14 protein-coding genes are annotated in these 12,378 nt (G+C 55.2%); 1 reads left to right on the forward strand and 13 read right to left on the reverse strand.

Annotated features, from left to right (window positions below; all coding sequences use genetic code 11):
• Nucleotides 1-28: 28 nt before the first annotated feature.
• From sdaAB to CD000_RS09600, 3 genes are all read right to left on the reverse strand, one after another.
• A complete protein-coding gene (sdaAB, locus tag CD000_RS09590) occupies nt 29-691 on the reverse strand; it encodes an L-serine ammonia-lyase, iron-sulfur-dependent subunit beta (protein WP_096225537.1) in 663 nt (220 codons plus the stop codon).
• Between the two features lie 73 nt (nt 692-764).
• The gene (locus tag CD000_RS09595) at nt 765-2,435 is read right to left on the reverse strand and encodes a DAK2 domain-containing protein (protein ID WP_096225538.1); all 1,671 of its coding nucleotides are present in this window, start codon (nt 2,433-2,435) and stop codon (nt 765-767) included.
• A 17-nt stretch (nt 2,436-2,452) separates the two neighbouring features.
• Complete coding sequence (locus CD000_RS09600; RefSeq protein ID WP_011230682.1) at nt 2,453-2,815, reverse strand: Asp23/Gls24 family envelope stress response protein; 363 nt, start codon at nt 2,813-2,815, stop codon at nt 2,453-2,455.
• A gap of 228 nt (nt 2,816-3,043) precedes the next feature.
• Between CD000_RS09600 and rpmB the strand changes: the two genes are divergently transcribed.
• Nucleotides 3,044-3,229 (forward strand): 50S ribosomal protein L28, encoded by a 186-nt coding sequence (gene rpmB / locus CD000_RS09605; RefSeq protein WP_011230681.1) that lies wholly within the window; start codon nt 3,044-3,046, stop codon nt 3,227-3,229.
• Nucleotides 3,230-3,317: 88 nt separating this feature from the next.
• On the opposite strand, the gene spoVM is transcribed toward rpmB, so the two are convergent.
• The 10 genes from spoVM to def form a co-directional block, all read right to left on the reverse strand.
• Nucleotides 3,318-3,398: a stage V sporulation protein SpoVM gene (gene spoVM, locus CD000_RS09610; protein WP_011230680.1), complete on the reverse strand. Its 81-nt coding sequence runs from the start codon at nt 3,396-3,398 to the stop codon at nt 3,318-3,320.
• Nucleotides 3,399-3,479: 81 nt separating this feature from the next.
• Nucleotides 3,480-4,130: a thiamine diphosphokinase gene (locus CD000_RS09615; protein WP_096225539.1), complete on the reverse strand. Its 651-nt coding sequence runs from the start codon at nt 4,128-4,130 to the stop codon at nt 3,480-3,482.
• Between the two features lie 109 nt (nt 4,131-4,239).
• Nucleotides 4,240-4,896 (reverse strand): ribulose-phosphate 3-epimerase, encoded by a 657-nt coding sequence (gene rpe, locus CD000_RS09620; protein ID WP_068895298.1) that lies wholly within the window; start codon nt 4,894-4,896, stop codon nt 4,240-4,242.
• Between the two features lie 2 nt (nt 4,897-4,898).
• Nucleotides 4,899-5,780 (reverse strand): ribosome small subunit-dependent GTPase A, encoded by an 882-nt coding sequence (rsgA, locus tag CD000_RS09625; protein ID WP_014195416.1) that lies wholly within the window; start codon nt 5,778-5,780, stop codon nt 4,899-4,901.
• 4 nt (nt 5,781-5,784) lie between these two features.
• A complete protein-coding gene (gene pknB, locus CD000_RS09630; protein WP_096226272.1) occupies nt 5,785-7,755 on the reverse strand; it encodes a Stk1 family PASTA domain-containing Ser/Thr kinase in 1,971 nt (656 codons plus the stop codon).
• 5 nt (nt 7,756-7,760) lie between these two features.
• Entirely contained in the window at nt 7,761-8,510 is a 750-nt protein-coding gene (locus CD000_RS09635; protein WP_011230675.1) for a Stp1/IreP family PP2C-type Ser/Thr phosphatase, read from the reverse strand.
• Between the two features lie 5 nt (nt 8,511-8,515).
• Nucleotides 8,516-9,613, reverse strand: coding sequence for a dual-specificity RNA methyltransferase RlmN (rlmN, locus tag CD000_RS09640; RefSeq protein WP_020278167.1), 1,098 nt, complete (start codon nt 9,611-9,613; stop codon nt 8,516-8,518).
• A gap of 4 nt (nt 9,614-9,617) precedes the next feature.
• On the reverse strand, nt 9,618-10,952 hold the full coding sequence (gene rsmB / locus CD000_RS09645; protein WP_011230673.1) for a 16S rRNA (cytosine(967)-C(5))-methyltransferase RsmB: 1,335 nt from the start codon (nt 10,950-10,952) through the stop codon (nt 9,618-9,620).
• On the reverse strand, nt 10,939-11,898 hold the full coding sequence (gene fmt / locus CD000_RS09650) for a methionyl-tRNA formyltransferase (protein ID WP_014195414.1): 960 nt from the start codon (nt 11,896-11,898) through the stop codon (nt 10,939-10,941). Before fmt ends, rsmB begins: the two co-directional genes overlap by 14 nt.
• A gap of 6 nt (nt 11,899-11,904) precedes the next feature.
• On the reverse strand, nt 11,905-12,378 hold the full coding sequence (gene def / locus CD000_RS09655; RefSeq protein ID WP_096225540.1) for a peptide deformylase: 474 nt from the start codon (nt 12,376-12,378) through the stop codon (nt 11,905-11,907).

Here is a 12,378-nt window from a genome sequence, read left to right on the forward strand (position 1 = left end):
TGCACATCAACATGAAACCGATTTCTTTTCAATCCGCAAGCTTCGCCACTTGAATGATGTTCGGCAGCTGCTCCAATTCTTGAATCAGATCATCGGTCAACGGCTGGTCAACTTCGATCGCCATGAGCGCCTCTTTCCCTTTCTCCTTGCGCGACACTTCCATATGGCCGATGTTGATTTTCTGTTTCGCCAACACCGAAGCCACCGCCCCAATCGTCCCATACCGGTCATTATGCATAATGAGCAGCGCCGGATGGTGGCCAGACAGCTTCAAGGCAAACCCATTCAATTCGACGATTTCGATTTTGCCGCCGCCGACCGAAATGCCGACGAGCTCAAGCTCGCCTTCATCATCGCCAATCCGCAGGCGCGCCGTATTCGGATGATGCGGAATCGCCTCCTCGGCGGAAAACGACACATCTACACCTTCCGCTCGGGCGATCTCAAGCGCATTCGGAAGACGTTCATCGAACGTGTCAAACCCAAGCAGCCCGGCGACAATGGCAACGTCGGTGCCATGCCCCCGATACGTTTCGGCAAATGAGCCGTAAAACGAAATGCGCGCCCACGTCGGCTTTCGGCCAAACAACTTGCGCGCAACCAAACCGATGCGCACCGCCCCGGCCGTATGTGAACTTGACGGCCCGACCATCACCGGGCCAATGATATCAAAGACGCTTTTGTATTTCATCTCCGCTATTCCTCCACAAAACAGAAAAATAAGAAAAATAGAAGGGAATGCTCCCTTCTATTATTCTAACATATTATTCGACGGAAATGATAAATGGATACAGCGGCTGCTTTCCGTTATGCACTTCCACTTCGACCCCGTCATGTTTTGTTTCCAAATAGGCAACGACTGTTTCCACATCGATCTCCGTTGCGTCTTCGCCGTACAAAATGGTCACGATTTCGCTTTCTTCATCAATGAGCGCATCAAGCAGCCGCTTCGTTACGGCGAGTTTGTCTTTGTCAGCGGCAATAATGCGGTCATCCCATAACCCCATGTAATCGCCCTTTTGAATCTCGATGCCGTCAATCGTCGTATCGCGCACGGAAAATGTCACTTGCCCCGTTTTCACTCGCGACAGCGCCGCCGTCATCGCCCGCTCATTTTGCTCGGCCGATTGCGCCGGATTGAACGCCAAGAGCGCCGCCAGACCTTGCGGAACCGTTTTCGACGGGATGACGATCACCCGCTGTTCGGAAAGCTCCGCCGCTTGTTTTGCCGCCATCACAATGTTTTTGTTGTTTGGCAGCACAAACACCGTTTCCGCGCTGGCGAGGCGGATGGCGTCAGCGATTTCTTCCGTGCTCGGGTTCATCGTTTGCCCACCTTCAATGATGGCGTGTGCACCGATGCTCCGAAACAGTTCAGCCACGCCAGCGCCCATGGCGACGGCGACGATGCCGTACGGCTTTGCTTCCTCTTTGGCAACGCCAGGAAGCGTTTTTGCCTCCTTGCCGACGATGTTGGCATGTTGTTCGCGCATGTTTTCAATTTTAATATTGATCAAGCTGCCGTAGCGTTGACCGTATGTCAGCACCTCACCCGGCGTTTCCGAATGGATGTGCACCTTAACAAGCTCTTCATCCGCGACAACGAGCAAGGAGTCGCCGAACTGGCTTAACTCGCGGCGGAACGTTTCTTCGGAAAACGGGTGCTCGGCCAGCTTTTCCGGCTCAAAACGGACCATAAATTCCGTACAGTAGCCAAACTCGATCTCATCGGCATGAATATGGCTTTGCGCGCTTTGATGGTGCACCATTTTCACTAGATCGTCCATCCGCGCCTCAGCGCGTGCGGCGCTCACGATTTCTCCTTTCAAAGCAGCAAGAAACCCTTCATAGATGTATACGAGCCCTTGACCGCCGCTGTCGACGACACCGACTTCCTTTAAGATCGGGAGCAATTCGGGTGTGCGCTGCAACGCCGCTTTCGCCTCGGCGAGCGCCGCTTCCATCACGGCGATCACGTCGCGTTCTTTTTTTGCCACCTCCACCGCCTTGCGCGCCGCTTCTTTGGCAACGGTGAGGATCGTCCCCTCAACCGGCTTCATCACCGCCTTATAGGCTGTGTCCACCCCCGCCTGCAAAGCGGCGGCGAATTCGAAGCTGTTCACCGCTTGTTTGCCTTCGACTGCCTTGGCAAATCCGCGGAACAGCTGCGACAAAATGACGCCGGAATTGCCGCGCGCCCCCATCAACAGCCCTTTTGCCAGCGCCGCGGCGACGTTGCCGATATGGTCGGAGGCATTCGCCTTCACTTCTTTCGCCCCGGACGTCATCGACAAGTTCATGTTTGTTCCTGTATCGCCATCCGGAACCGGAAAGACGTTCAGCGCATCGACCGTCTTGGCGTTGTTCGCCAAATGTGCGGCCCCTTGCTGCACCATATCGGCAAATCGTCTTCCGTCAAGCGTCCTCATTGTCACCGGCTAACTCCTCCTTACTACGGGTTTGACACCCGGACCCCTTGAACGTAAATATTGATCGACTGAACCGCCAGCCCGAGCGTCTGATCGAGCGTGTACTTCACTTTCGACTGCACGTTATGAGCGACTTCGGAAATTTTCGTTCCGTAGCTGACGATGATGTACATATCGATATGTACCTCGCCGTTTTCTTCGCGGACAATAACCCCTTTGGAAAAATTCTCCCGGCGCAAAATTTCCGACAGCCCATCGCGAATTTGGTTTTTCGACGCCATTCCGACAATGCCGTAGCAATCGACGGCAGCTCCCCCCGCGATCATCGCAATGACTTCATTGGCGACTTCGATGCGCCCGTATTTCGTTTGCCATTCGATCGACATGCTCGTTCCCCCTTTGCGTATCTCGCACAGCTACCCCTATTGTACTATAACGCTTTCTGTTTTCAAAGCGCTTCCCGTCCGCCCACTAGTATTATTTAGCCGAAAACTGAAATATATGTCAAGGACAATTTCTTGAAAGAAAACCGCACGTCTATTGCAATCCCTACAGTTGTATGGTAAATTATAATAGTGTTTTTAGAGGGATGTGAAAGCAAGGAGGGAAAAACGATGGCGAAGTGCTTCATTACCGGCAAGAAGAAATCGTTCGGCAATTCGCGTTCGCATGCCATGAACGCCAGCCGCCGCACATGGAAAGCCAACTTGCAGAAAGTGCGCATTTTAGTTGACGGCAAACCGAAACGCGTTTGGGTTTCGGCGCGCGCGCTGAAATCTGGAAAAGTGAAACGCGTCTAACGTCCTAACGAAAAGAAGCCGCCCAAAAGGTTGCAACCCTCCTTTTGTTCGGCGGCAACAAAAAAGCACCAAAAATGGTGCTTTTTTCTTATCCTTTTTTAAATGCGTTCAACACCGCCCGCACGATTCCGCCTAAAAATCTCGGCAGCTTGATCGTATAAAACTTCATCCCGATTCCCTCCTCACACCGATCATAACGAGCTTCCCGCCATTTCCTTATCCATTATATTCCGTCATAAGCCAAGCGCGACTACGGGCAGCCGGCAAAATCGCTGCTCCTTATCATCATTAATATGCCTTCTGAAAACGAAAAAGTACCGGAAGATTGGATAAGTTCGTTACTAATACATAATGTCGAACCGCGGGAAATATGACAGTTTGTTAGCGGATATTTAAATCCGGTAAGCGTAAGCTCCGCCACCGTTTCGGAAATCGGGATGTATGACACATAGCGGTATCGATCGTCGCGCGCAACCGTATGCACGCCGGGCAGATGGACGGTGAGCACGTTTTGCCGGTCGATGAGTTCAATGGGCCGCCCGGCGTACTTTAACAGCAGCTCAACGTTGCCAAACAAATGGTCAAGCCGCCCGCCGGTCGCCCCAAACAGACGGATGGCCCCATCTGTCTGCCTAACCGCCCAGTCAAGAGCGATCTCCATATCCGTTTTATCTTTTTCCGCCGGCCAAATGTCAAGCTCCGGCAGCATCTCCCTTAGCCGCTTGACCTCCCCTGCCGGCAGCGAATCAAAATCGCCAAACGCCCGCACCGGACGGAGTCCGAAATCCAGCAGCGCTTTCGTACCGCGGTCGACGCCGACCCACTGCACATCGTCCCCATCATACGAGCGCAAATCGGGAAGAAGGTGGCGCGGACCGCCGCCGACAATATGGATCAACACATGCGTTTCCCCCTTTCAGCAAGGGCCGAGGCGGCCATCTTCCGTCCTTTTCTTTGCTCTCATCACCCTGCGGCTCGATAAGATGGCAAAAGCGGCGCTGCCTTTTTGGCTAGTTGGCGCACGCTTCGCGAAGCGTGCGAATGGCGGCGGCTCGATCCCGTTCATTGTAGATGGCCGAGCCGGCGACAAGCACGTTCGCCCCGGCTTCCACGCAAAGCGGCGCCGTTTCCGCATTGATGCCGCCGTCGACCTCAATATCGACCTCTTTATTTTGTTCGCTGGCCATCCGGGCGACCTCACGGATTTTTGGCACGACCGCCGGAATGAACGCCTGTCCGCCAAACCCTGGATTGACCGTCATCAACAAGACGAGATCGACATCACCGATCACATGGCGGATCATCTCGACCGGTGTATGCGGATTGAGCACCACCCCGGCTTTGACGCCTTGTTCTTTGATAAAATGAATCGTCCGATGCAAATGCACGCACGCCTCAACATGGACGGAAATCACATCCGCGCCCGCTTTCGCAAACGCCGGAATGTATCGGTCCGGGTCGGCGATCATCAAATGGACGTCAAGCGGCAGCTTCGTCACCGGTCGAATGGCGGCCACGACCGGCGGACCGAACGTCAAATTCGGCACGAAATGCCCGTCCATGATATCGACGTGAATCCAATCCGCCCCGCCTTCCTCGACCGAACGAATCTCCTCAGCCAGGCGGGCGAAATCGGCTGATAAAATCGATGGCGCAATTCGAATCATGTTCAATACCTCGGCTTTCGTTCTTTCATTTCGGCAACAAAACTAACGTAGTGGTCATAGCGGTACGACGGAATCTCCCCGGCCTCGACCGCCTCACGCACAGCGCATTTCGGCTCGGCGATATGAAGGCAGCCGCGGAACTTGCACCCTTCCCCGTACGTTCGGAATTCAGGAAAATAATGCGGCAATTCGTCAAGCTCGATCTGGTCGAACTCAAGTGCACTAAACCCTGGGGTGTCGGCGACAAGCCCACCGGCGACCTCAAGCAGTTCGACATGGCGGGTCGTATGCTTGCCGCGCCCTAAATGGGTGGAAATGTCGCCCGTTTTCAACCGCAAATCCGGACGGAGCGCGTTTAATAGGGACGATTTGCCGACGCCGGACTGCCCGGCGACGACTGAGACGCGGCCGCGAAGGCGCAACGCCAGTTCATCGAGGCCGCCCTTGGTCACTGCTGACGTTTCAATCACGTCGTAGCCGATGCGCCGGTAATCATGCACGTAGCGGGCAATCTCTTCTTTTGATTCGCCATCCAACAAATCGATTTTGCTGATGACAATGATCGGCGTGATGCGTTTCGATTCAACCAAGACAAGAAAGCGGTCGAGCAGCTTGGCGCTGAAGTCCGGGCTTACAGCCGAAAAGACTAAAATCGCCTGTTCGACGTTGGCAATCGGCGGCCGCACAAGCTCATTTTGCCGCTCGCCAATCTCCAAAATATAGCCTTCCGTTTCGCTCGTCGCCTGAAAAACGACGCGGTCGCCGACGAGCGGCGTCACTTTTTTCTTGCGGAACACACCGCGCCCGCGGCATTGGAACACGCGGCCTTCGGACAGGACGTAATAAAATCCGCTTAACGCCTTAATGATTTGCCCTTCCGCCATAGCCTCACCCCTTTTTTCCGTTATTTTCTGGGTACGGGATCGATCCTTCCTCTTTGACGACATTGTTGACAATGACGCGGTAATAAGCGGTCTCCCCATATGGAATTTCAAACTCGACCATCTCGGTCGCTGGCGCCGTCAGCCGGTATGTTTTGTATGGCGTTGACATATTGTGGGTGGCATCTTGGATGTAAAGCTGGGCTTCAACCATTTGCCCCGGCATCGCCGGTTCATATGGGATCATAATCTCTTTCACTACCGTTTTGGACGGCTTCGGCTCCGGCCCGCGGGAAATGACGACTGTGATGGTTTCCCCTTTTTTTACCCGCTCGTTCGCCGCTGGAGTTTGCGAAATGACAAGCCCTTCTGGCACCTCGTCCGAATACTCGTACTTCACGTCAATGCGCAGCCCTTGATCCGCGCCGTAGTCGCGCACGCTTTTTTCCGTATAGCCAGTCAAATCTTTAACGGTGACCTTCTCCGGCCCGAGGCTGACGGTGAACATCACTTCCGTTTCATCAGGCACGACTTCATCACCGGCGTACGGGTATTGATCCAAAATCGTCCCTTCCGGCTTGTCGCTGTAGCGGCCGCTGCGTGTGATGCGGGTAAATCCTTCGGCGCGCAGCTCCTCCTCCGCCGCAGCAATATCATCGCCAATGAAGCTTGGAAATTCGATTTTCTTTTTTCCAATGCTTTTATAAATAATGACGCCGGCACCTTTCTTCACCGTCATGCCGGCTTCTGGATCGGTGCGCACGACTTTTCCTTCTTCGATTTGATCATCTTCTACATCGATCGTATCTTTGATTTCCAAACCGAGCGACGACAGCTGTTCAACAGCGTCATCATAGTTTTTGTTGACCACGTTCGGCATCGTCACTTCTTTTGGAAAAATGAGGTCCGGAATCCATGTGACCGCGCTGATGCCGGCAGCTCCAATGAACAGCAAGGCAGCCACAAGCCAGGCAATCCATACCCGTTTCCGCTTCGGTTTCGGTTCGCCCGTCGTATGAACCGGTTCGCTCGTTTTTTCCTCGTACACAAGCGTCTCTTGCTCCAACGCCGCGCTTTCCGCATGTTTGATCATCGGAATGGCTTTCGTCGCTTCCTCATCGTCATCGGGTACGGTAAATTTCGGCTCATTGCGCCGCCTTGGATCCAGCGCTGTCCGAATGTCCTCGTTCATTTCGCGCGCGGATTGGTAGCGGTAAAACGGGTCTTTCACCGTCGCTTTTAAAATAATGTTTTCCACACTTTGCGGGATGTCCGGATTCCACGCCTTCGGCGACGGCGTTTCCGCCTGCAAGTGCTTCAACACGATCGAAACGGCTGATTCGCCGGAAAACGGCAGCCGACCGGTGACGAGTTCAAACATGACAATGCCGAGTGAATAAATGTCCGATTTTTCAGTAGCGATGCCCCCGCGCGCCTGCTCCGGCGACAAATAATGAACCGAACCGAGCACAGAGTTGGTCTGCGTGATCGTCGTGCCGCTCATCGCCACAGCGATGCCGAAGTCGGTCACTTTCACATTGCCGTGCTCATCAAGCAAAATGTTTTGCGGTTTAATGTCGCGATGGATGATGCCGTTCTCATGGGCATGGGCGATCGCTGATGTCAGCTGGTCCATGATGCCAAGCGCCCGTTCGACCGGAAGCGGAGCGTGCTGCTGGATGTATTGCTTCAGCGTCGCGCCGCGCACATATTCCATGACGATGTAATAGACGCCTTCCTCTTCGCCGACGTCATAAATGGAGACGATATGTTCATGGTTTAAGCTCGTCGCCGCTTGCGCCTCGCGGCGGAACCGTTTGATGAACTGATCATCATTGGCAAAATCAAGGCGGAGCACTTTGACAGCAACATCGCGTTCCAAAATCATATCGCGGGCCAAATACACGTTGGCCATGCCGCCGCCGCCGATGAGGCTGATGATTTTATAGCGGTCATTCAATCGCTTTCCAATGAGCACGCCGATCACCCACCTTCACGTTCCGCTGAAACATCGATGACCGCCAGCGAAATGTTGTCTTCTCCGCCCCGCCCGTTGGCGAGCTGGATAAGCGCCTCCGCCTTCTCTTCCAGCGTGCCGGCACCCGTCAAAATATGTATCATGTCCGCTTCCGGCACTTTATTGGACAACCCGTCCGAACATAACAACAACATGTCGCCCTCGTCGAGCGCCACTGTTTTCACGTCGATTTTCACCGCCGGTTCCGTGCCAAGCGCCCGCAGCAGCACGTTTTTGCGCGGATGATGCTCAGCCGCTTCTTTCGAAAGTTGCCCGCTTTTGACGAGCTCATTGACCAACGAATGGTCGTCGGTCAGCTGCTGAATTCCGCTTTTGTTGAGCACGTAGCAGCGGCTGTCGCCGATATGGGCAACCGTCGCAAACGAATTAGCGCAAACGGCGGCGACGACCGTCGTCCCCATTCCTTGACATTCCGGGTGGGAACAGGCATGGCGAAACAGTTGTTCGTTCGCCGCCGCAATTTGCGTCTTGAGCCATTGCTCCGCCTCAGCCGGCGAAGCAAGGCTACTCTCTTTCTCCCATCGCTCCTGCAAATACGCCACCGCCATGGAACTGGCCACATCACCGGCGCGATGGCCGCCCATCCCGTCAGCGACGACCGCTAAATATTGGCCGCTTTGATTGACAAATACGCCGCCGCTGTCTTCGTTATGTTCGCGAATTTGGCCGATGTCAGTTCGGAAAACGGCTCGCATCCGATTCACCTCGTCTCCTCTTTTCGCTCCTTCGCGCGAAGCTGTCCGCAGGCGGCATCGATGTCGTGTCCATGTTCGCGGCGAATGGTGACATTGATTCCATGTTTTTTCAACGCCCGTTCAAAGGCGAAAATTTGGCTGCGCGGCGTGCGCACATAGTTGCGCTCCGGCACGTAGTTAACCGGAATCAAATTCACATGGCATTTCAGCCCTTTAATCAGCTCGGCCAACTGCTCGGCGTGCTCAAGCTGGTCGTTCACCCCGCCGAACAATCCGTATTCAAACGTCACGCGCCGGCCGGTTTTTTCAATGTAATACCGAACCGCCTCCATCAACTTGGGCAGCGGGTACGCTTTATTGATCGGCATGAGTTTCGTCCGCAGCTCATTCGTCGGTGCATGCAACGAAATGGCGAAGTTGACTTGCATTCCTTCATCGGCAAATTGGTAAATTTTTGGGATGATGCCGCTGGTGGAAACGGTGATATGGCGGGCGCCAATGTTCAACCCTTTTGGGTGATTGACGATGCGCAAAAACTTGATGAGCGCATCGTAGTTGTCGAACGGCTCGCCGATGCCCATGACGACGATGCTGCTGACGCGTTCATTCGTGTCATCGAGCGCCTTTTGCACTTGCACGACTTGGGCGACGATCTCGCCCGCCTCTAAATGACGCTTCAGTCCGCCGAGCGTCGAAGCGCAAAACGTGCAGCCGATGCGGCAGCCGACTTGCGTCGTGACGCACACCGAATTGCCGTAGTTATGACGCATGAGCACCGTCTCGATCGAATAGCCGTCATGGAGCTCAAACAAAAATTTGATCGTTCCGTCTTTAGACGTTTGTTTGACCACGGTTTTCAACGTCGTGATCGAAAACGATGACGCTAGCTGTTCGCGCAGCCGCTTCGGCAAATTCGTCATGTCGGCAAAATCGGTGACACGGTTTTGATACAGCCACTCGTAAATTTGCGTGGCCCGAAACGGCTTTTCGCCTTGAGCGACAAGCCATTCCTTCAATTCGTCTAGCGTGAGCGAATAAATCGATGGCAACGGAGGCTGCGTTTCGCCGACAGAGCGGCGGGCAGCCGGACGAACCATTTCCATGCTTTTACACCTTCTTTCGCAGTCGGGCGATAAAAAACCCGTCAGAGTCAAAATGATGCGGCAAAAGCTGCAACATGCCGCCTTTCACATGCGGCCGCACCGGTTCCGGCATCCGTTCGGCAAGGCTGGCGTCGAGGAAAAAGTCCGGATGATCCGCTAAAAAGCGGGCGATGGCTTCTTCATTTTCCTCGCGCTCCACCGTGCATGTGCTGTAGACAAGCGTACCGCCTTTTTTCAAAAGCGGGGCGGCCGCCCGCAAAATGGCTTGCTGAATCTCGACAAGCGCGGCGATGGCGTCTTTCCCTTTCGTATATTTGATCTCCGGTTTGCGGCGAATGACGCCGAATCCAGTGCACGGCGCATCGACCAAAACGCGGTCAAACGATTCCGGGGCAAACCGCTCGCCGAGCCGGCGGCTGTCAAGGGCGAGCGTCGCAACGTTGTCAAGCCCGAGCCGCTTGGCCTGCTGTTCGATCATCATTACCTTACGTTCGTGGATATCAACAGCAACGACCTCGCCGCGCCCGTCCATCCGCTCGGCGATATGGGTCGTTTTCCCGCCCGGCGCCGCGCAGCAGTCAAGCACCCGCTCGCCGGGGGCTGGGTCGAGCGCTCGAGCGACAAGCATTGAGCTTTCATCTTGAATCGTCAGCCAACCGGCGCGAAACGTCTCCGTATGAGCCAAATTCCCTTTTTCCGCCCGGATGGCCTCCGGAGCGACATGGCCAGGGATTGCCTGCATCCCTTCAGCGCGCAGCCGCTCAAGCGCTTCTTCGACAGTCGCACGCAGCCGGTTGACGCGGGCCGTTGATTGCGGCGGGCGCAAATTCGTCTCGCACATGCGCGCCGCTTCTTCATAACCATATTGCTGGATCCAGCGCCGAACGAGCCACTCGGGATGGCTGGTGGCAAGGGCGAGCCGCTTGCCCGCGTCATCAACCGCCTCGATCGACGGCAGCCCCTCGCGGCCGATGGCCCGCAATACGCCGTTGACAAGTGAAGCAATGCCGCGATGGCCGCGCCGTTTGGCGATTTCAACCGCTTCAAAGACGGCGGCGCGGTCGGGAACACGATCCAAATACACCATTTGATACAGCGTCAACCGAAGAAGCACGCGCACCCACGGCTCAAGCCGGCGCGCCTTGCGCAAAAACGGCGCCAAATAATAATCGAGCGTGTCGCGCCGTTGCACCGTGCCGTAGACAATCTCGGTCAACAGCGCCGCATCGCGCCCGTCAAGGCGTCCTTTTTGAATGGCTTCGTTTAATTGCAAATGACTGTACGCTCCTTTTTGTTCAATGGCTAACAGCGTATCTAAAGCAAGTTCACGTACGTTCATGATCCTCTCCTAGCTTCATGCCGACCGCCAGCCGGCTGCCGGCGCCGCGCAAAAATTCGCCCGCCGCCATCCGTTTTTTTCCGGCCGGCTGCAATTCGGTGATGCGAATGGCTGTCTCATTGCCGGTGGCCACGACAATGCCGTTTTCCTCGAGCGCCAAAATCGTGCCCGGCGGCGCCGAACGGGGCGCCGGCACTTTTTCACCCCACCAAACCTTCCAAATGTGCCCATCCTGCGTTGTATACGTGACCGGCCACGGATGGAAGGCGCGAATATGGTTGTAAATGGCTTCGCCGGGCTGCGTCCAATCGATCCGCTCCTGCTCGCGGCGAATGTTCGGCGCATACGTCGCTTTCTCCTCATCTTGCGGAACGGGCGCAATGTTTCCTTCCAATAAAAGTGGAAGCGTTTCTGATAGTAGTTTAGCCCCGGCGGCGCTCAATTTATCATGGAGCGTGCCGACCGTATCCGTTTCGGCAATCGGCACTTCGACTTGCGCTAACATGTCGCCGGCGTCCAACCGCTCCACCATATACATGATCGTGACGCCCGTTTTCGTTTTCCCTTGCCAAATGGCGTAATGGATCGGCGCCCCGCCGCGCAGCTCGGGCAGAAGCGAGGCATGGACGTTGATGCAGCCGTATTTTGGTGCATCAAGCAGCGCTTTCGGCAAAATTTGCCCGAACGCAGCCGTGACAATCAAATCGGGCGCAAACGCCAGCACTTGTTCGTATTGCTCCGGCTCGCGAATTTTTGTCGGCTGCAGCACCGGGATGCCGCGGCGCTCCGCTTCCACTTTCACCGGGGGCGGAACGGGCTCGCGCTTCCGCCCTTTTGGCTTATCCGGCTGGGTGACGACCGCTGCAACATGATAACCGTCATCAAGCAGCTGGCGCAAAATCGGCACGGCAAAGTCAGGTGTTCCCATAAACACAATGTTCGTCATTGGCATCTATCCTTCCAATTCTTCAAGATCGCAATATCGAATCACTTTCGACGTAAACAGCACGCCGTGCAAATGGTCGATTTCATGCTGCAGGGCGCGCGCCAAAAAACCGGTCGCGGAAAGCGTAAACGGGCGGCCGCGCCGGTTTTGCGCCCGCACTTTCACAAATTTCGCGCGCGGCACTTCGCCAAACAAACCAGGAAAGCTCAAACAGCCTTCAACATCCACTTGTTCGCCGCGCGCCTCGATCACGACCGGGTTGATGAGCTCAATGCGTCCGTGCTCATCTCCGACATCAACGACCGCAACCTGTTCCGCGACGCCGATTTGCGGGGCAGCTAGGCCCACCCCGTCAGCGGCAAGCATCGTTTCATACATATCGTCAAGCAGCCGCCCGAGCCGATGGTCAAATATCGTCACCGGCGCGCACGGCTGTTCCAAAATTGGATTTGGATGCATCACAATCGACAAAACGGCCAA

This window comes from Geobacillus sp. FJAT-46040 (assembly GCF_002335725.1).
In the GTDB taxonomy this organism is placed as follows: domain Bacteria; phylum Bacillota; class Bacilli; order Bacillales; family Anoxybacillaceae; genus Geobacillus; species Geobacillus thermoleovorans.

Excerpts from the sequence above, each read along its gene's own strand:
- sdaAB (WP_096225537.1), bottom strand. The coding sequence starts at position 691 with ATGAAATACAAAAGCGTCTTTGATATCATTGGCCCGGTGATGGTCGGG.
- CD000_RS09600 (WP_011230682.1), bottom strand. The coding sequence starts at position 2,815 with ATGTCGATCGAATGGCAAACGAAATACGGGCGCATCGAAGTCGCCAAT.
- rpmB (WP_011230681.1), top strand. The coding sequence starts at position 3,044 with ATGGCGAAGTGCTTCATTACCGGCAAGAAGAAATCGTTCGGCAATTCG.
- spoVM (WP_011230680.1), bottom strand. The coding sequence starts at position 3,398 with ATGAAGTTTTATACGATCAAGCTGCCGAGATTTTTAGGCGGAATCGTG.
- rpe (WP_068895298.1), bottom strand. The coding sequence starts at position 4,896 with ATGATTCGAATTGCGCCATCGATTTTATCAGCCGATTTCGCCCGCCTG.
- rsgA (WP_014195416.1), bottom strand. The coding sequence starts at position 5,780 with ATGGCGGAAGGGCAAATCATTAAGGCGTTAAGCGGATTTTATTACGTC.
- CD000_RS09635 (WP_011230675.1), bottom strand. The coding sequence starts at position 8,510 with ATGCGAGCCGTTTTCCGAACTGACATCGGCCAAATTCGCGAACATAAC.
- rlmN (WP_020278167.1), bottom strand. The coding sequence starts at position 9,613 with ATGGAAATGGTTCGTCCGGCTGCCCGCCGCTCTGTCGGCGAAACGCAG.
- rsmB (WP_011230673.1), bottom strand. The coding sequence starts at position 10,952 with ATGAACGTACGTGAACTTGCTTTAGATACGCTGTTAGCCATTGAACAA.
- fmt (WP_014195414.1), bottom strand. The coding sequence starts at position 11,898 with ATGACGAACATTGTGTTTATGGGAACACCTGACTTTGCCGTGCCGATT.